17 protein-coding genes are annotated in these 18,409 nt (G+C 46.9%); 2 read left to right on the top strand and 15 right to left on the bottom strand.

Annotation, left to right across the window (positions count from 1 at the left end; translation table 11 throughout):
* Positions 1-40: 40 nt before the first annotated feature.
* The 7 genes from sufU to GQF01_RS22850 form a co-directional block, all read right to left on the bottom strand.
* On the bottom strand, positions 41-475 hold the full coding sequence (sufU, locus tag GQF01_RS22880; RefSeq protein ID WP_161408979.1) for a Fe-S cluster assembly sulfur transfer protein SufU: 435 nt from the start codon (positions 473-475) through the stop codon (positions 41-43).
* Complete coding sequence (locus GQF01_RS22875; RefSeq protein WP_161408978.1) at positions 462-1,688, bottom strand: cysteine desulfurase; 1,227 nt, start codon at positions 1,686-1,688, stop codon at positions 462-464. The genes sufU and GQF01_RS22875 overlap by 14 nt, the downstream gene beginning before the upstream one ends.
* Positions 1,685-2,980: a Fe-S cluster assembly protein SufD gene (gene sufD / locus GQF01_RS22870; RefSeq protein ID WP_161408977.1), complete on the bottom strand. Its 1,296-nt coding sequence runs from the start codon at positions 2,978-2,980 to the stop codon at positions 1,685-1,687. Before sufD ends, GQF01_RS22875 begins: the two co-directional genes overlap by 4 nt.
* Positions 2,981-3,037: 57 nt before the next feature.
* Positions 3,038-3,868: a Fe-S cluster assembly ATPase SufC gene (sufC, locus tag GQF01_RS22865; protein ID WP_161408976.1), complete on the bottom strand. Its 831-nt coding sequence runs from the start codon at positions 3,866-3,868 to the stop codon at positions 3,038-3,040.
* Between the two features lie 165 nt (positions 3,869-4,033).
* Positions 4,034-4,603, bottom strand: coding sequence for a DUF1802 family protein (locus GQF01_RS22860; protein ID WP_407945418.1), 570 nt, complete (start codon positions 4,601-4,603; stop codon positions 4,034-4,036).
* Between the two features lie 116 nt (positions 4,604-4,719).
* Positions 4,720-4,893, bottom strand: coding sequence for a hypothetical protein (locus GQF01_RS22855; RefSeq protein WP_161408974.1), 174 nt, complete (start codon positions 4,891-4,893; stop codon positions 4,720-4,722).
* Between the two features lie 103 nt (positions 4,894-4,996).
* The gene (locus GQF01_RS22850; RefSeq protein WP_161408973.1) at positions 4,997-5,455 is read right to left on the bottom strand and encodes a Dps family protein; all 459 of its coding nucleotides are present in this window, start codon (positions 5,453-5,455) and stop codon (positions 4,997-4,999) included.
* Positions 5,456-5,655: 200 nt separating this feature from the next.
* Between GQF01_RS22850 and mtnK the strand changes: the two genes are divergently transcribed.
* On the top strand, positions 5,656-6,882 hold the full coding sequence (mtnK, locus tag GQF01_RS22845; RefSeq protein ID WP_161408972.1) for an S-methyl-5-thioribose kinase: 1,227 nt from the start codon (positions 5,656-5,658) through the stop codon (positions 6,880-6,882).
* The gene (gene mtnA, locus GQF01_RS22840; RefSeq protein ID WP_161408971.1) at positions 6,879-7,955 is read left to right on the top strand and encodes an S-methyl-5-thioribose-1-phosphate isomerase; all 1,077 of its coding nucleotides are present in this window, start codon (positions 6,879-6,881) and stop codon (positions 7,953-7,955) included. Before mtnK ends, mtnA begins: the two co-directional genes overlap by 4 nt.
* Positions 7,956-8,175: 220 nt before the next feature.
* Here mtnA and GQF01_RS22835 read toward each other — a convergent pair whose 3' ends face one another.
* The 8 genes from GQF01_RS22835 to GQF01_RS22800 form a co-directional block, all read right to left on the bottom strand.
* Positions 8,176-9,120: an AraC family transcriptional regulator gene (locus GQF01_RS22835; protein WP_161408970.1), complete on the bottom strand. Its 945-nt coding sequence runs from the start codon at positions 9,118-9,120 to the stop codon at positions 8,176-8,178.
* Positions 9,121-9,157: 37 nt separating this feature from the next.
* A complete protein-coding gene (locus tag GQF01_RS22830; protein WP_161408969.1) occupies positions 9,158-10,171 on the bottom strand; it encodes a Gfo/Idh/MocA family protein in 1,014 nt (337 codons plus the stop codon).
* Positions 10,172-10,273: 102 nt separating this feature from the next.
* Entirely contained in the window at positions 10,274-11,119 is an 846-nt protein-coding gene (locus GQF01_RS22825; RefSeq protein ID WP_161408968.1) for a M15 family metallopeptidase, read from the bottom strand.
* A gap of 193 nt (positions 11,120-11,312) precedes the next feature.
* Positions 11,313-12,608, bottom strand: a complete 1,296-nt coding sequence (locus GQF01_RS22820; RefSeq protein ID WP_161408967.1) for a homocysteine synthase — start codon at positions 12,606-12,608, stop codon at positions 11,313-11,315.
* 169 nt (positions 12,609-12,777) lie between these two features.
* On the bottom strand, positions 12,778-13,662 hold the full coding sequence (locus tag GQF01_RS22815) for an ABC transporter ATP-binding protein (RefSeq protein WP_161408966.1): 885 nt from the start codon (positions 13,660-13,662) through the stop codon (positions 12,778-12,780).
* 2 nt (positions 13,663-13,664) lie between these two features.
* Positions 13,665-16,574 carry an ABC transporter permease gene (locus GQF01_RS22810; protein ID WP_161408965.1) on the bottom strand — a complete coding sequence of 970 codons (2,910 nt, stop codon included), beginning with the start codon at positions 16,572-16,574 and terminating at the stop codon, positions 13,665-13,667.
* 21 nt (positions 16,575-16,595) lie between these two features.
* Positions 16,596-17,630: an efflux RND transporter periplasmic adaptor subunit gene (locus GQF01_RS22805; protein WP_161409903.1), complete on the bottom strand. Its 1,035-nt coding sequence runs from the start codon at positions 17,628-17,630 to the stop codon at positions 16,596-16,598.
* Positions 17,620-18,315, bottom strand: a complete 696-nt coding sequence (locus GQF01_RS22800; protein ID WP_161408964.1) for an ABC transporter ATP-binding protein — start codon at positions 18,313-18,315, stop codon at positions 17,620-17,622. Before GQF01_RS22800 ends, GQF01_RS22805 begins: the two co-directional genes overlap by 11 nt.
* Positions 18,316-18,409 lie beyond the last annotated feature (94 nt).

Here is an 18,409-nt window from a genome sequence, read left to right as displayed (position 1 = left end):
TACAGATCAATAACAAGGTTCTATGCGATCGCTAAAAGCGTTAGTTATCGGTCTTTTGGGTATGTTCAATACCTTTGCGAAGAGCGTTCCATGCCAGGGTTGCGCATTTGATCCGCGCAGGGAACTTATTCACCCCAGATAAAGCCTCTATATCTTCATATTCAAATTCAACAGATTCGCCTTTCATCAGGCCAGAAAAATCCTCAGCCATCTTCAGCGCCTCTTCTAGCGTCTTGCCTTTGACAGCATCCGTCATCATGGATGCGGAAGATAGAGAGATCGAACAGCCTTCGCCTGTGAATTTCGCCTGTTTCACGATACCGTCTTCCACCAACATTTGCAGCGAAATCTTATCACCGCAAGTTGGATTGTTCAGATCGATGGTTACCGCTTCACCAGACTCAAATTTCCCCCGGTTACGAGGTGTTTTATAGTGATCCATAATAACTCTACGGTATAAATCATCCAATTGCATGGCCGAAGTACTCCTTTGTTTTTTGTAAGGCCATCACAAGACGGTCAATATCTTCTTCTGTATTGTATAGATAAAAGCTTGCACGAGCCGTGCTGCTTACTTCAAGCCATCTCATCAGAGGCTGTGCGCAGTGATGGCCTGCACGAATAGCTACTCCCTCTGCATCCAGAACAGTTGCTACATCATGTGGGTGGACATCACCCAAATTGAAAGTAACAAGTCCCGCACGGTTGCTGGTTGGTCCATAAACAGTCAGATCTTCGATCTGTGTCATACGTTCCATCGCATAGTTCGTGAGCTGAATATCATGTTTGAAAATATTGTCCATTCCGACTTCTTGCAGGAAATCGATCGCCGCGCCAAGTGCGACAGCGCCTCCGATGATTGGTGTTCCACCTTCGAACTTCCAAGGCAGTTCCTTCCATGTCGATTCATACAAATCAACATGGTCAATCATCTCGCCGCCAAACTCAACTGGCTCCATGTTCTCCAGCAAAGCCTTCTTGCCATACAATGCCCCAATACCGGTCGGTCCACACATTTTATGTCCGGAAAGCCCATAAAAGTCGCAATCCAAATCTTGCACATCTACTTTCATATGAGGTGTGCTTTGTGCGCCGTCAACCAATATTTTTGCACCATGCTTGTGGGCAATTTGGGCGATTTCTTTGACAGGGTTGATAACACCCAGAACGTTAGAAACATAAACGACCGAAACGATCTTCGTACGATCAGTAATCGTGTTTTCTACATCTGCCAGGGAAATCGATCCGTCGGGCTGTAATGGGATATATTTTAAAGTGGCACCAGTTGCCTTAGCGGCTTGCTGCCAAGGAATCAAATTGCTGTGATGCTCCATTGGCGTGAGGACGATTTCGTCGCCTTCTTTAAGCACCGCTTTGGCATAGCTGCTTGCCACAATATTGATGGCTGTTGTCGTGCCTCTGGTGAAAATAATTTCTTGCTCGCTGGATGCGCCAATGAACTTAGCAACTTTCGCTCGTGCTCCTTCGTACGCATCTGTTGCACGGGAACCAAGGGTATGAACACCGCGATGTACGTTCGCATTGTCCCATTCATAGTAATGCTTAAGTGCCTCAATCACCTGAATGGGCTTCTGGGATGTAGCAGCGCTGTCCAAATACACCAGTGGATGACCGTTCACTTCTTGTTTTAGAATGGGAAAAAGTTCACGTATCTCGGCTGTATTCATTGTCCCAGCTTCCTCTCCACTAAGCTTTGCAGCTGTTCTTCAACGCTCTTAATCGGAATCTCGGAAACGACTGGCGCCAAGAATCCGTAAATGATCAAGCGCTGAGCTTCTTCTTTCGTAATACCACGGGACATCAAGTAATGCACTTGCTCAGCATTCACTTGACCAACACTCGCAGCATGACCTGCTTTAACATCATCCTCATCGATGAGAAGGATTGGGTTCGCGTCTCCACGAGCTTTGGGGCTAAGCATCAACACTTTCTCCGTTTGTTGACCGTTACAGCCTTGTGCTCCTTTTTCGATCTTCGTGATGCCGTTGATGATTGCCGTTGCGCTATCTCGCATAACAGCACGCGTAATCATGTCACTTGTGGAGGCTTTGCCCCAGTGAACAGCACGTGTCGTTAAGTTAAGCTTCTGCTCATGCGTACCAACACAAATGATTTTCGCATCGGAATCAGATCCTTTGCCTTTGAGAATAGAAGTCGTGTCCGACAATGTATTCCCGTAGTTCATTTCCCCAACTACCCACGCGATGCTTGCATCATTATCAAGAATAGCGCGGCGGTAAGTTAAGTCCGTAACGGACTCTTCAAAGTTATGAACGGATGCGTAGCTCACGCGTGAACCCGGTTTCGCGAATACTTCAACGATGCCGTTCTGTACGAGCTCAGCTCCAGACAAGGAAGATACGAAGTTATCAACGTAGGAAACAGAGCTGAATTGTTCTGCGACGATAAGAACGTGCGGAGCAAATGTAGCTTCTGCATCATCGGTAACAAACAACGCTTGAAGTGGAACTTCCACACGAACGTCTTTTGGTACGTAGATGAAAATACCGCCGTTCCATAGCGCAGCGTGCAGAGCTGTCAATTGATTTTCATTTGCTTCGATGGCTTTCATGAAGTAAGGCTTTACTAGATCGGCATGATCGCGAATCGCTGTTTCCAAATCAGTGAAGATAACCCCTTGCTTCTTAAGCTCTTCGGAAACTTGGCTGTACACAACTCCGGAGTTGCGTTGAACAATCAAGTTATCTGAGTTCGTTAGACCTTGGGCTACTTCTGGTAAAGACTCAAGGGAAGTCAGAGGAGTTTGCGTTTTATAGGAACCGTAAGAGGAAATGCTCCAACGATCAATTCTTGTCTTTTCAAGCGTAGGTAATTCCAAAGAATTCGCTAATGCCAACCCTTCTGTACGAAGGGCAGTCATCCATTCCGGCTCCTGCTTGCTGCGGGAGAGCTCGATAACAGCATTAGTATCTATGGAAAGTTGTGTTTGAGTACTCATGGTATTCCTCCTAATATATAAGGACCTTTGACCCTAAAGTCAAAGTCTCTCCTCTCTTTAGTACTTCGGTCCCGGCGTGTTCATTGGGATTTTGAATTCTTCCTCGTCTTGACCAACCGTTTCGTCCACGATGCCAAGTTCTTCTTTGATCCAATCGTAACCTTCCGATTCCAGACGCTCAGCTAGCTCTGGACCACCGGATTTCACGATGCGACCTTGCATCATAACATGTACAAAATCAGGTTTAACATAGTTGAGCAAACGTTGGTAATGCGTAATGATCAAGAAACCGCGTTCTTCGCTGCGCATAGCGTTAACGCCTTCAGCAACGATACGCAAAGCATCGATATCTAGACCGGAGTCAATTTCGTCAAGAATAACGAATTTAGGCTCAAGCAAAAGCATTTGCAGGATTTCGTTACGTTTTTTCTCACCGCCGGAGAAACCTTCGTTCAAATAACGGTGCATGAACTCAGGGTTCATTTCAAGCTGTTTCATCTTCGCTTCCATTTGGCGGATAAACTTGATCAAAGAGATCTCGTTGCCTTCGCCGCGACGTACGTTGATTGCACTGCGCAAGAAGTCAGCGTTCGTTACGCCCGTGATTTCGCTTGGGTATTGCATAGCTAGGAACAGGCCAGCGCGTGCTCTCTCATCAACAGCCATTTCCAAAACATCTTCACCCTCTAAAGTAACAGAACCCTCCGTCACTTCATATTTCGGGTGTCCCATCAAAGCGGCCGCTAGCGTACTTTTACCTGTACCGTTCGGTCCCATGATCGCATGGATTTCTCCGCCTTTGATTTCAAGACTTAACCCTTTCAAAATTTCCTTTCCTTCGACGTTCGCTCTAAGACCGTCTATTGTAAATGTTGGTGAATTTTCCATTTTCTTTAAGCCTCCATAATGTTTAAATGTACTAGATAAACGATAATCATAAAATGATTATCATTGATTCTCATTAGAATAATTCTATTATAACTTACTATGTCAAATCAAGAAAGGGCAATTGCTTGAAAAAGGTGGGCATTTTGTGAAAATGCAACCATTTTCTTACGACAAAGTTCGCTTTATTTCAGCAACCTGCGTTGCAAATTCCTCATCGCTCATAACCGGAACTAACGAGGAGTCAGGAGGTATTTCAGCCCCAAGCTCAATCCATGATTTACAGCCGATATAGGCTTGCTCAATTGGAATATGTAAAGGTTCTGCTAGTCGATACACTCTTAACAACATGAGATGCAGCGGATTTTTACGTTTCCACCTCAATCTCTCTTCCGTGAAATTCTCCGTCCAAATGTGAAATGGATACAGCTTATGGAGCTGCTCGCCATCGTTAATCTCAATATCCTCGATCATCCGGGCGTACGAACGGATTGTGACCTGTTCATCCTGCGCACTCCAGAGGGCCAAAGTTTCATCAATAACACCCTGATAACTTTCCTTGAGCAATTCTTTTCTCTGGTGCTCGTAGGTTGGATAAAGAAAAAAATCATTCGATTCGACTTGAAAATCTCTCGTTTCTTCAACAATACCCCCTTTGCGCATAATAAAAATTTGTGTGCCGTCTTCCAGTGCTTTGATAGCCGAAGCCCATTCTTTCAAGGCCTTTGGTTTTTCCACCGACGCCAACTCCTTGCTCACCCAATAATCCATCTATTATAAGGAATTTGGAGCAGCAAAACAACACGGCAAGAAAAGGCGAAAAGAAAGGGATGGCTCTCAGGCCATCCCTAAGTCTACTTATTTACATCTTCGGCGTAATACGATTGTTGTATACGGGCAAACTGTGTTTGATTCTGTTTCATCGGATTAGGGTCTGCATGCTCCCCCGGAGGCTCCGCTTCGAAAGCCATGAAGAATAAGAAAAAGCACGCGGCCATCACCAGCAGCACATTCAGGATTTTCATCATCATAAGATCCTCCGAAAGCGAATTTGCTCCTAGTATAACGAAGTATCATTAGGCTTATGTTTTTCCAGTTTAAAGAAATTGTAAAGATGTGGGCTGCTTGAATCTATCCTAGGAAAGATTGCAGCATCCAGCGGTGTTTCTCCAGTGAAGTCTGTATGGCCAGCAGCATGTCCGAAGTTGTTTCATCTTGCACCTCTTCGCAGGCTTGCATACCTGCCTTTAATTCTTGGGTGAGGATTGTAAAATCTTCGATGACGGCTTCAACCATTTTGGTTGCGGTCTCGGTTCCTTGCGCCTCTTTTAGTGAGGACAACTCAATATATGCTTTCATTGTTGCCGCTGGTTGACCACCAATCGAAAGCAGACGTTCAGCAAGATTATCTATGTGCAGCGCGGCTTCATTGTACAATTCCTCGAATTTGATATGCAGCGTGAAAAATTGGCTTCCTTTTACATACCAATGGAAGTTATGAAGCTTAACAAAAAGCAAGCCCCAGTTCGCAATTTGCTTATTGAGAACAGTTTGAATGGATTGAGCTGATGTTAATGTCGTTGTTACCATGATAAGTGCCTCCTAGTTGTAGTTGTCGGTGCAGCATGTACACGTTACTTTGCGTTCTTTGTGCTGATTTTATGTAATTTGTGCAACAATTCCGCAGAGAGTATTTCAAGCGGCCCCTTTTTGCCTTATACTAGGGAAAGACGATTAATACACAGTAAACTAGTTGGAATTAATTTCAATGATTCATTAGGAGGCAAGCCATGTCTGCATATCATCCTTTAAGTGAAGCTCAAGCGATCGAATACGCTCGTCAAATCCCGAATTTGTTCCAATCAGGATCGGAACTGACCAGCCACGAAATCGGCGACGGCAACTTAAATCTCGTTTTTCGCATAACGGAAAAAGCTTCAGGAAAAAGTATTATTTTGAAACAAGCTCTTCCCTACGCCAAGGTTGTCGGGGAATCCTGGCCATTGACGCTTGATCGGGCACGTATTGAGAGTGAAGCGCTTATTATTGAAGAAGGTCTAGTACCGGATCTTGTACCGCATGTTTATGCTTATGACGCTGATCTCGCGCTGACGGTCATGGAGGATCTGAGCGATCACATCATTATGCGCAGAGGGTTAATTGAACGGAACGAATACCCGCTGTTTGCTGAGCATATCGGCCGTTTTATGGCAAATACGTTGTTTTTCACTTCGGATTTAGGCAAAAATCAACAGGATAAGAAAATCCAACAAGGCCGCTTCATCAATCCTGAGCTTTGCAAAATTACGGAGGATTTGATTTTCGATGATCCGTACCGCGATGCGGAAACGAATAGCATTGAAGATCATATCCGCGATGCGGCAGAGCAGCTCTGGTCGGACAGCGAGCTTCACTTCGAAGTCGCGATTCTTCGCCAGAAATTCTTGACGAGCGCGCAAGCACTGCTTCATGGTGATTTGCATACGGGAAGTATTTTCATCAAGCCTGATTCCACAAAAGTCATCGATCCGGAATTCGCTTATTACGGACCAATGGGCTTCGATATCGGAGCTGTGCTTGCGAATTTGATTCTAAACTTTGCAGGACAAGAAGGCTGGAGCAAGGATCTTGAAAGCCGCAAGGCCTACCGCGCTTATTTATTACAAACGGTGAAAGACGTATGGACGCATTTTGAAGCCAATTTCCGCGCGTTGTGGAATGAGCATGGTGTAGATCGTGTTTTCCAAGCGCCTGGCTACCAAGACTATTTCATTAAAAACCTGCTTCAGGATACAGCTGGCTTCACAGGTGCCAAAATGGTGCGCCGTATCGTAGGACTTGCTCATGTCGCAGATATTGATAAAATTGAAGATAGCGCTGCTAGAGAGCGCGCTCAGCGTTTGGCGTTAGCGATCGGCACCAGCTTTATTCGCGCTAACCGTCAAGTGGCTTCAATCGATGAGCTAATTGCCATCGTCACCAAAGAATCAGCAGTAGAAAGAGGATTTGTTCTATGACTAACAAGCACTTAGAAAGTTTAGAGGAGCAAGGTGCATTGCAATCCTTGCGTTGGAATGGTCAGCAGCTTGATCTATTAGATCAACGTTTGCTGCCAGAAGAGATCGTTTATTTGCCGCTGGAAACACCAATTGAGGTGTGGGAAGCGATTCGTCACTTGAAAGTTCGCGGCGCACCGGCTATCGGAATCGCCGCCGCGTATGGTGTATATCTAGGTATCCGCAACGTGGATGCCGCAGTGGATGGGCTTCTGGCCGAAGTCCAGAAGCAAGCCGACTACCTGGCGACATCCCGTCCGACAGCGGTGAACTTGTTCTGGGCACTCGACCGGATGAGAGCGCAGGCAGGCACTTTGGCAGCGGCGGGCGTTAGCCAAGACGCGTTCAAAGCAGCGCTCCTGGACGAAGCGCAGAAGATTCAAGCGGAGGACGAGGAGACGAACCGCCAGATCGGCGAGCACGCGCTGACGCTGTTCGAAGATGGCTTCGGCGTGCTGACGCACTGCAACGCCGGTGGTCTTGCGACAGCCAAGTACGGCACGGCGCTAGCGCCGTTCTACTTGGCTAAGGAAAAAGGCGTGAACCTGAAAGTGTTCGCGGATGAGACTAGACCCGTGCTGCAAGGCGCGCGGCTTACAGCCTTTGAACTGCAGCAGGCCGGCGTCGATGTGACGCTGATCTGTGACAACATGGCCGGTGCGGTCATGTCCAAGGGCTGGATCCAGGCGGTCATCGTCGGAACCGACCGCGTTGCCGCTAACGGTGACGTCGCCAACAAGATCGGCACGTACAGCGTGGCTGTTCTCGCCAAAGCGCACGGGATTCCGTTCTACGTGGCGAGCCCGATCTCCACGATCGATTTGAACACACCTACAGGCGGGGACATTCCGATTGAGGAGCGCCATGAGGATGAAATCACGCAAGGCTTCGGCAAACGTACGGCACCGAAAGGCGTAAAAGTGTATAACCCTGCCTTCGATGTCACACCGAGCGAGTATGTAACGGCGATTATTACGGAAAAAGGCATCGTTCGTGCTCCGTATGCGGAGAACTTGCGTAAGCTTTTTGAATAATGCAATGCAAATCCAGGGACTTTGGTCCGGTGGCGGCGATTTAGATGGAGTTTCTCCATCTATTGCCTTCCCTGGACCAACGCAACTCCAATTAGCGGTAGTTTTTCCATCTATCCCAGCAGCAGTGTGCCATCTATCGCATGCCCGTCGCAACTAAAAAAGGCTGTTACCACCGTATCGTAGTTGATTGACTACGATAGCGGCGAGAACAGCCTTTTTCTTATCCATGCAGGCGTTCACGATACCGGTTTGGCGTGACGCCGTGGGCTTTTTTGAACACATAATGCAAATAATTACTGGAAGCAAAGCCGCTTTTCTCGGCGATTTTCTCCAAGGTCATCGTCGTTTGCAGCAGCTCTGTGCACACATGTTTCAAGCGGACCTGCTCCAAATATTCACTGAAGGATATGTTCGCTTGCTCCTTGAAGATGCGCTGAAGCTGTCGCGAGGAGATCTGCAGCCGCTCAGCAACGCCCTCAAGCGTCAGAGGACGCCGGAAGTTGTCCTCGATGAACTGGACGGCAAGCTGGTAGCGGTAGCTTTTCATATCGCGTGCTGGCAAATCAAGACCTTGATGATCCGCTTTGTAAGCGCCGATCGTTCTGAGCAGCATCTGGATAATCGATTGTTTGATGATCGTATATTGTCCAAGCTGGTTGTCCCGCCAAGCTCCAAAGGCGACCAGAAAGCATTTCATCGCTTCCTGCCGGTCAAAGGCAGGGATGTGTGGAAGCTCGCTTAGCTGCTTGATGCAAGCATCTGCCTCCGCTATCTCCCATGCTTCTCCCCACGCCTGCGACTCAGGGTCTCCACCCAGCGGAGCCTCATCCAGCCTTACAAAGTCAACATGCAAACACAACTCATCCATCTTATCGTGTTCATCCGCCTCTTGGCGGTGCGAGACGCCTGGCGCTGTCACATACAGCATCCCTTCTTGCAAAGGATGGGTGATCCCATCCAAAATGACTCGGCCTTTGCCGCTAGGGATGTAATGAAACTCGAATTCGGAATGATGATGGAAATCGATCACCGTGCCAGGCGGAAAGGAGGTTAGATGACAGCGAAGCACCCGGATTCCATAAGAACCCCACCGAAACCGCAGGTCCAGCCGATCTAGTGCCATTGGATTTTCAAGCATCGGTTCGAAGTAAAAGGGTTGACTCATGCTGAACCTCCTTCCATCCTGCACAACTCAGTTGCTATTACTGAGCCAGGGAATCAATACGTACTTGTTGTTTGGACTTAGCGGAGCGGTTGGAAGCCTCCATCAATTTCGTTAAGTCTACAGCTAACTGAATATTTTCAGTAGCTTTTGTTCCGTTTTGAATGTGGTCTACCCATTGATCAAAGGCAGATACTTTCTCTTTTGGACCGTTCTCGTAAGCAGTCCAGCCAGCATCAGCAAGTTTTCTCGTACGGAGCAGAATTCTTCCGTCATGATCGGAGTACAACACGCTGCCTTCAGTACCATGAACTTCAATCACAAATGGTGAATGAGCGTTCACAAAACCAGCCTCGACGATGCCCAGAGCGCCATTCGCATACTGAAGGGTAGCTACGGCATTGTCTTCAACTTCTCTGCCCGTTACATGCCCATAAGAAGCGCTTACAGACTCAGGCAGACCCAGGAATAGACGAGTCAGATACATCGGATGACAACCAAGATCGATTAACGCACCGCCGCCACATTGTTCAGCATTGTAGAAATGCTCAGGCAACCAGCCTTTAGGATTCGCTTCTGTAGAAATACCGCCATTGTGGGATAAACGAGTGCGCACGAGCGTAATCGTTCCTAGCAGCTCTTTCGCGATAATTTCTTGTACAGCTAATGTATACGTTGGATTCAAACGCGGCAATGAAACAGTCAAAGTAACACCAGCTTCATTAACCGCATCTAGAATCTCATTCACTTCATGTAACGTTGGAGCAATAACTTTCTCCGTAAAAATATGTTTACCTGCTTTGGCAGCAGCAATCATAACATCACGGTGCATATTCGTCGGTGTGTCAACAACGACGCCGTCAATATCCTTATTTGCCAGTAACTCAGCAAGATCCGAATAAAAGGCAACACCACGCTGTGACGCTTCTGCTTGTCCGCGCTCAGGAATTTCATCCCACACCGCTACAATTTCGGTATCTTTGTGCTCGTTAACCTGTTTTGCATAGTCTCTTGCATGCACGTGCCAAAAACTTAACATTGCTACTTTAATCATGTTAACCTCCAAATAAGTGACTTGGTTTCATTTTAACATGCCTGGGCAGCTTGATAAATTTCGAATTAGCGACAGATGAGGGTGCAAAATAACGACATCACATTATTTACTTACAGGCACCGCATTGTAGTACTCTTCCATCGTCACCTTTTTGGCTACCATATCCTTAGCCGTATCCGCACCTACATAACGAATGTGCCATGGCTCGTATTGGTACCCCGTAATTTTCTCTTTTCCTTTGGGGTAGCGGATAATAAATCCGTACTCCTGGGCATGCTTCTCCAGCCAGTTCGCTTCTTTGGTCCCTCCAAAGCAATCCTCGGCGGCACATTTCCCGTCACTGCCCGATACATCGATAGCAAGTCCAGTTTCATGCTCGCTTGTTCCTGGCACAGCGCTGTACGTTTTCGCTTTTTCCTCACCATCCTTCAGAACGTAACGTTGGAATAGCGCCTTCTGCGTGGCATAGGAGCGATAGGCCGAAACACCAGCTAGGTTGATGCCATCCTTTTTCGCGCCAGCGACCAGCTTTTCAATTGCTTCCGCCGCGACGGTGCGCATTTTGCGTTTTTCGTTCTTCTCTGCGAATGTAAACGGAATATCCGGATAGACCAAATCCGTCGGCTCATAGCTCGAAGGAAGTGAGAATTGTTTGTTCACCAGCACCGTCACACTTTCTGGCTTGGCAATGACTTGAAGTCCATCACTTTTGGAAGGCGTACTGGATGCCTTCGGGGAAGCTGAAGGACTTTGGACAGGCTTGGAGCTTGCTTGCGGCGAAGCTGTCGCTGTTGTCGTTGGTGTGGAAGTCGTCGTATTAGGCGTAGCCGTTGCCGCCGTGCTGACAGCTGGGCTCGTGCTTGGTGTAGCTTCCTCTTTGCTGCTGCAGCCCGCTAGTATGGATAACGCCATGAGTAGGGCGAGCGCGTATTTTGTCTTTTTGTTCATGTTGAAATAAATGCCTCCTTGAAGTTAAAAAACTTACATATGAAATAGACTTCTCATCCCTAGTAAAAGTTGCATGAAGTCGCATTTCAACGTAAAAAGACTGCCATCTAGGTTTTGCGCCTAAATCGCAGCCTTCTCATATTTTATGCATAACGAATCGTTGTTACAAGTTTATTCTATTTCCAGAAATTGCTTAAGCCTGGCTTGCAGCTATCGCCTGCTCTAAATCATAGATAATATCTTCAATGGCTTCGGTTCCAACGGATAAACGAATAAGTCCAGAGGTCACGCCTGCAGAAATTTGTTCTTGCTCACTCAATTGGGAGTGTGTTGTGCTTGCAGGATGAATAATAAGGGATTTGGAATCTCCAACATTGGCTAAATGTGAAAAGAGCTCTACGGAATGGATCAGCTTCTTACCCGCTTCAACGCCGCCTTTGATCCCGAAGCTCAAGATAGCTCCTTGACCCTTAGGCAGGTATTTCTGAGCAAGCTGATAGGAAGGATGGCTTTCTAGTCCGGAGTAGCTAACCCACTCCACAGCCTCATGAGACTCCAAATACTGAGCCACCTTCAGCGCATTCGTACTATGACGTTCCAGACGCAAATGCAGGGTCTCCAGACCTTGCAAGAGCAAGAACGCGCTGTTCGGTGAAAGTGAAGCTCCCAAATCGCGAAGCAATTGAACTCTCGCTTTGATAATGTACGCGATTGGTCCTACCGCATCGGTGTACACAACGCCGTTATAGCTCGGATCAGGCTTCGTCAGGCCTGGGAATTTGCCGCTTGCTACCCAATCGAACTTGCCGCTGTCCACAATGATGCCACCAATTGTCGTTCCGTGGCCGCCAATAAACTTCGTTGCCGAATGCACAACAATGTCAGCACCGTGCTCGATAGGTCTTAGGAGGTAAGGACTTGGGAACGTATTATCAACAATCAATGGAATGCCGTTCTCATGCGCAATAGCCGCCACAGCTGCGATATCGAGGATATCTCCTTTGGGATTGCCAATCGACTCCGCGTAAACCGCTTTTGTTTTATCGGTAATGGCGCTGCGGAAATTCTCGGGATTGCTCGGGTCAACGAATTTAACGTTAATTCCAAGCTTAGGCAATGTATTAGAAAATAAATTATAAGTTCCGCCATACAAGGAAGAAGCCGATACAATTTCGTCTCCAGCTTCAGCAATGTTCAAAATCGCAAACGTAATAGCAGCTTGACCGGATGCTACGGCAAGAGCTGCTGGCGCACCTTCCAATGCAGCAATCCGTTTTTCAAAAACATCTGTCGTTGGATTCATAATTCGCGTATAAATATTACCGAACTCTTTCAGTGCAAATAAATTGGCTGCATGATCCGTATCGTTAAAAACATAGGACGTTGTTTGATAAATCGGAACAGCTCTTGATTTCGTTGTCGGATCGACCTCTTGACCTGCATGAATAGCTAGTGTTTCCGGTAAGTACTGGCGTTTGGAATCTGACATTGCACATGCCTCCTTGGATGATGAATGGATTCGTTGACTTAAACTCGATAATTCCTACTGGATTAGTATGTATTCATTCTAATGGAAATATCTAGCTATAGTCAATATATCATATCGGCATTATTTTCTATACTTGTTTCAAAGGCAATGTGCTGCAATTATTTCCGCTCTATGACTTGTCAGGCGGCAGCAATACGATCCGTCCGTCCTCCATAGCAACCCGTACCTTATTCGTCCCGGCAGCTCCAATCGAATCGAGGAAATTAGCCGGAATCTGCAGTCTGCCCGCCTTGTCAACGACGGCATACTCAACATGTGAGTCTTCTTCAGCAGCCAAGATACCTTGCTCAAGCTCAAGCAATTCCTCTTGATAAGATTTGCGCCGCAGAATCTCTGAGGAAGTTTTGCCGTCCCGAATCGCAACAACCCGGTCTACCTTCTTGGCCAGAAGCGGATCATGCGTAACAATAACAACCGTTAAGCCAAAGCTGCGGTTGAGCTCCCGAAAGAGATCAAGAATTTGATTCGCCATCTTCGTATCGACGGACCCTGTCGGTTCATCTGCCAGTAAGAGCCGGGGCTGATTCGCAAGCGCAATGGCAATGGCAACACGCTGCTGCTCCCCGCCAGAAAGCTCATTGAGCTTATTGTTTCTGCGGTGGCTTAGACCTACAGCTTCCAACAGATCCAAAGCGCGGTGACGCTTGCGTCGCCCCTGAAGAAGGATGGGAAGCTCCACATTTTCCAAAGCTGTCAAATAAGGAATCAGGTTTCTCGCATTATTTTGCCAGACGAAGCCGACGGTTTCCCTTTTATACTTAACTAGATCAGATTCCTTAAATTTCAACAAATCCTTCCCGTCCACTCGGAGATTACCCGCTGAGGGCCGATCCAGCCCTCCCAGCATATTCAGCAACGTCGATTTCCCGCTGCCGCTGTTCCCAATAATCGCCATCAGCTCCCCTTCCTCCACGTGGAGGTCAAGACCCTGCAAAGCAACGACTTCAAGATCAGCGGCCTTATAGATTTTAACCAAATTCTCACAGTGAATCATCCTTAATCCTCCCCAAGCTTAATGGCTTGATGAATCTTAATTCTGGAGAGCATCCCGCCAAGCAGCAGTAGACCAATTCCTATCATAACTAAGACAATGATGTACAAATGCAGCTGATCATTAGGATCGAAACTCACCTGAAAAGGCGGCACTTGACTCGATGAGTCAAATGTTAATTGGAACAAGGGAACGAACAAACGGCTGGCCGTATTCCCAGTGATCATACCAATTAGGACAGCAGCGCCTGAAGTTAACATTTGCTCGGCGACTAGCATCCCAATCAACTGAGCATACGAAATTCCCATCGCACGAAGTACGCCGAATTGCAAAATCCGACCGGATAGTGAAAGCACCCAATACAAAAGAAATCCCATAAAGCTGATGCCTATCGCAATCAAGAACCCAAGTGTCATTACGCCATTCACAGCCAGTTGGAAGGGATCATTCTTGGAACGGACCAACATTTGCTTCGTGTCAACCAAGCTTTCAATCTTGATATGTTTAAGTTCTAGCGCATCATATAATGCCTGACTAGTCATATCGGGTTTCAGCTTAAGCCATACATCATAAGGCTCCACGGCCAAATTATTTTGGAAGTAGGAGAGATGCCCAACGACGAGCTTAGGTGCATCCACTTTCGTTTGCTTTGTTGAGCCAGACGTACTACTAGTACTACTCGATGAGGCCGTCAATACCGGATTAGGATTCCAGCTTGGCCAGTAATCAATAATGCCATAAACGATGGATGCTGTACCTCTTACATCTCCCCATCCAATATTCACCGTATCGCCAACTTTGGCTCCCGTTTCTTCGGCAATGGACCTGGATATAAGCACAGCCTTGGAATCCCCAGCGAGCAAGTTCAAATATTCGTTGAAGTGATGATCCAGCAATTGATCACGCAGCCAAGCAGTTTGACCGAATTCATCGGTATCAATCCCCATCAGCGTTGTCCGCTTCGTTTCTTTGCCAATGGAAAGGTACGCATCTTTCTTTTGAAAAACACGAGCAGCAGATTCCACACCTGGCAGTTGGGTGAATGGGAGAAACGGCGGTTCCGTATATTGCACGCGTTTCTTCACAACAACCTCGCCCGCAGGAGAACCCGCATCACCCGAAGGTCCAGATGCGCCTGATTGTGGAGGCGGTGCATCATTATCCCAAGGTGTTTGCAGAACAATATCTGTCCCATTCGTATAGCGGATCTTCTCTTCAATGTTTTTATTCATCGTCCGGGCTGCGCTCGCACTAAACAACCCAGTTGCCAGCGTCATCACGATAAACAGCATAATGAATTGGTACTGTGTCGTGGACCTGCCTACCTGAAGGAGCGTCGAGTACAGATATGGCGGCCACCATTTGCGCCCTGCCGTATAGATCAGTTGAATAATCCACGGATAGATCCGAAGGAGAAACAAACCCATTGCAAATATGAATAGTGCCGGCACAACAAAAAGAAGAGGATCAACCTTCATGTCCATTGAATCCAGCCCCAGAGCAACCAGATCCGTCATCCGCCGGTTAAAGCTCTGCAATAAATAAATGGATACAGCCAATAAGACAATATCGAGAAAGATTTTATGGACAAAAGAAAGCTTGTTTTTCCTCGCTAATGCTTGCTTATGACCCACTATGGTCGTGCGAGTTGCCATAACGGCAGGGATGAGCGTCATGCAAACCGAAGCCACCACGGCAATCAAAGCATATTGATAAGCCTCTTGATTCAGCTTAACCTCCATTGCAGCGCGTTGTACAAATTCCAGAAACCCATTGGAAGCTCCCAAGATTTTGGTTAATTGCATGCCGATAGCAGGTCCAACTAGAAGAGCAATGCCCCCTAATAAAGCCCCCTCCAGCACATAACCTAATAAAATCTGAGTACGGCTAGCTCCCCTGCTGCGCAGAACGGCAATTTCTGTTTTTTGCCTCTCCGTGATCAAATTAGCAACCATGAATAAATAGAAAGCTAGCAGAATACTTACGGGCACATTCAGCGACCATAACATCATTCTTAATTTTTTCTCTTTGTCACCATACACTTTCAGGGTAGGAAGCGCGGGATTCTCGGATTTATAAGAGTTGAACCGATTGCTTAAGTAGCCTTCCATTTGTGCATGTGCAGCCGTATAAGCCCCTAATCCTTCCAGCTTTAATTGGTGATAATCGAGTATGTAATTCCAAAAGCAATACAAGCTGGTAAACTCTTTGTTATTGGTAATTTCTTTCTCAAATAATCCGAAGGGAATGAAAAATCTTGAACGCAAGTCATACATATTATTCGTCCAATATGGATCGGCATAATCGCTGCGATCAATGACCCCTACCGGTTTAATGCGAATGTTTTGTTTCAAATCCTCGTCTTGAATGATTAATTCGTTGCCAAGAACAATCTTCATCTCCGTCAACAGTTCAGGGAATACCCATGCTTCATACACGCCATTCACAGGCTCTGCAGAGGGCATGACACCGTCAACAAGGCGAATATGCTTCTCTAACTCCGACATCGTTGTCAGCTCGCCTAGACGCTTCACACTCGGATCGACTTTACTTGGATCACTCGGTTTAAAATTGAAATTCATCGTGCTGCGCATGGTCGTCGCAAGCAGGATCGGTACGCCAAATCCATGACTTTCTTCTTTCAAAAAAGCATCCGTTTCCGCGAGAAGATGATCGGTGTCCTGCTCCTTCTCGGATCGTACAAAGTACGCGTAGTTATACACTTGCCCCGGATATTGCGTGGTGTCTGTTTGCAGAACTTCCAAGTCCTTGATCAGCATGCGCTGTAAAATGGCGTGTGTATAAATGGGCATCGAGCTTGCAAGAGCTACGGAAATAATGAGCCCTATCAACAAACTAAGCTCGAGCCAGCGATTTTTAACCATTTTACGGAGAATCATCAGAAATAAAGCCATTGCAATCCTCCTAAGAAAGTACTAGTTCTCTAAAATGACATTTTGGCCTTCCTTGAGCCCGCTCCGAATTTCAACTTCCGTTGAGGTAACAAGACCTTTTTCAACATCGATTTCCTTACGGCTTTCCCCATTCAGCACTTGCACATAATCTCTGCCCAGATAAGTCCGCAGTCCTTTTCGCGGTATGACAATAACATTCTCTCGCTGCTCCACGACAATCGTCATGTCTCCAGATGCACCAATTTCTGCACCTTCTGTTCCTAAAGGAACCCCAATAATAATTGTTTTGGCATTTCTTTCGGCTTGTGCTTTGTTATCCGTTGGGGGAGTACTCGATGGTGTTCGCAGCACTTTGCCCTGCACCGTACTCCCAGATTTCGCGAGCTTCACTTCTACATTCATACCAACTTCTATGCCTGTAAGTGTTCCGATATCTGTAGCTTCATAAGAGAGCTCCAAGTGTTCAGGATCGGACAGAACCACAAGTGTATTGAAGGCATCCACTACACTTCCTTGCTGAGCATCCGTGATGAAAGTGACAATTCCACTGGACTCTGCCACTAGCTTGGTCTTGTCCAACTGCGCTTGCAACGATGTCAATTGCAGCTTCGCAGCTTCAATATCAATATCCTTCAAACGAAGCGTCAGTGCTTGATCAGGATCAACCTGCCTGGTTTGTACGCTGGCAATCTGAGCTTTCTCCAAGTTCAGCTTTTGAAGGGCAATTCGAGTTTCTAAATCCCCCTTCTCCAGTTCAACCAGCACATCACCCGGCTTAACCACATCGCCTAATTTGACACGTAGAGCTGCTAAGCGATGGTCTGATTCCTTAAAATAGTAATTGCTCGTTTGGCTCGACTTGAAGGTTCCCATGAAAGTAGCTTTTTTCGTTATGTTGCCTTTCTTCACTTCATAAAGTTCAAAATTTTCTTTCACGGGTTTCACTAATGGCGGCTTTAGCGCCTCCTCTTCTTTGGGCAGCAGGGAGCACCCTGCCAGCAATAGCACAACACCAGTTATAAGAAAGAACTTCGACGCAAATGGATTAACCTTCATCGACAATGGTACCATCCTCCAATGCATACACTTCATCTACAATTTCCATAATAGCGAGATCATGTGTGGTCAAAATAATGGTCATTCCTTCTTGCACCAAATCTTTGAACAATTTAAGCACTTGCAGCCCCATTCTGCTATCCAGCTCCGCTGTGGGCTCATCTGCCAAAATCAGCTTGGGCTTGTGAGCAATAGCTCTGGCAATTGCAACCCGCTGCTGCTCGCCACCCGAAAGCTCGTAAGGACGATGCTTCATTCGCGTTTTCAGACCAACGAAATCCAGCGCCTCTTCAGCCAATTGCTTATAATGCTTGGGAGGAATGCCCGATATGCGCAAGCCAAACTCAACATTCTCGTAGGCCGACATATAGGGGACTAAAGCAAAGGATTGAAAAATAAGACCGATCTGCTTCCGTCTGACTTCATTACGCTTCGCCTCAGAAAGAGAGCTGATCTCCATGCCCTCCAAATAAACGGCACCTTCCGAAGGATGGTCGAGGGCCCCAAGAATATTGAGCAGCGTCGTCTTGCCGGACCCCGATCTTCCACGCAGTGCCACAAGCCTGCCTTTGGGAATGCTGAGATGAGCGCCACGCAATGCGTGAACCGCTCCCGATCCTTTTCCAAATACGCGCGTAACGCCAATTGCTTGCACCATAGGCACCTGATCTACCTGCATAGTCATAGTTAGCACCTCATCTTTATTCCTAAATCATGGAACTCTCTCTCTAAATGTAAACCTTTACATAACAAAAAAATAGACATCCTTTGTTGGAAAA

It is taken from the genome of Paenibacillus silvestris (assembly GCF_009882985.1).
Classification (GTDB): domain Bacteria; phylum Bacillota; class Bacilli; order Paenibacillales; family NBRC-103111; genus Paenibacillus_E; species Paenibacillus_E silvestris.
This window is presented reverse-complemented; position numbering and strand designations above follow the sequence as displayed.

Excerpts from the sequence above, each read along its gene's own strand:
- sufU (WP_161408979.1), bottom strand. The coding sequence starts at position 475 with ATGCAATTGGATGATTTATACCGTAGAGTTATTATGGATCACTATAAA.
- GQF01_RS22875 (WP_161408978.1), bottom strand. The coding sequence starts at position 1,688 with ATGAATACAGCCGAGATACGTGAACTTTTTCCCATTCTAAAACAAGAA.
- sufD (WP_161408977.1), bottom strand. The coding sequence starts at position 2,980 with ATGAGTACTCAAACACAACTTTCCATAGATACTAATGCTGTTATCGAG.
- sufC (WP_161408976.1), bottom strand. The coding sequence starts at position 3,868 with ATGGAAAATTCACCAACATTTACAATAGACGGTCTTAGAGCGAACGTC.
- GQF01_RS22855 (WP_161408974.1), bottom strand. The coding sequence starts at position 4,893 with ATGATGAAAATCCTGAATGTGCTGCTGGTGATGGCCGCGTGCTTTTTC.
- GQF01_RS22850 (WP_161408973.1), bottom strand. The coding sequence starts at position 5,455 with ATGGTAACAACGACATTAACATCAGCTCAATCCATTCAAACTGTTCTC.
- mtnK (WP_161408972.1), top strand. The coding sequence starts at position 5,656 with ATGTCTGCATATCATCCTTTAAGTGAAGCTCAAGCGATCGAATACGCT.
- mtnA (WP_161408971.1), top strand. The coding sequence starts at position 6,879 with ATGACTAACAAGCACTTAGAAAGTTTAGAGGAGCAAGGTGCATTGCAA.
- GQF01_RS22835 (WP_161408970.1), bottom strand. The coding sequence starts at position 9,120 with ATGAGTCAACCCTTTTACTTCGAACCGATGCTTGAAAATCCAATGGCA.
- GQF01_RS22830 (WP_161408969.1), bottom strand. The coding sequence starts at position 10,171 with ATGATTAAAGTAGCAATGTTAAGTTTTTGGCACGTGCATGCAAGAGAC.
- GQF01_RS22825 (WP_161408968.1), bottom strand. The coding sequence starts at position 11,119 with ATGAACAAAAAGACAAAATACGCGCTCGCCCTACTCATGGCGTTATCC.
- GQF01_RS22820 (WP_161408967.1), bottom strand. The coding sequence starts at position 12,608 with ATGTCAGATTCCAAACGCCAGTACTTACCGGAAACACTAGCTATTCAT.
- GQF01_RS22815 (WP_161408966.1), bottom strand. The coding sequence starts at position 13,662 with ATGATTCACTGTGAGAATTTGGTTAAAATCTATAAGGCCGCTGATCTT.
- GQF01_RS22810 (WP_161408965.1), bottom strand. The coding sequence starts at position 16,574 with ATGGCTTTATTTCTGATGATTCTCCGTAAAATGGTTAAAAATCGCTGG.
- GQF01_RS22805 (WP_161409903.1), bottom strand. The coding sequence starts at position 17,630 with ATGAAGGTTAATCCATTTGCGTCGAAGTTCTTTCTTATAACTGGTGTT.
- GQF01_RS22800 (WP_161408964.1), bottom strand. The coding sequence starts at position 18,315 with ATGACTATGCAGGTAGATCAGGTGCCTATGGTGCAAGCAATTGGCGTT.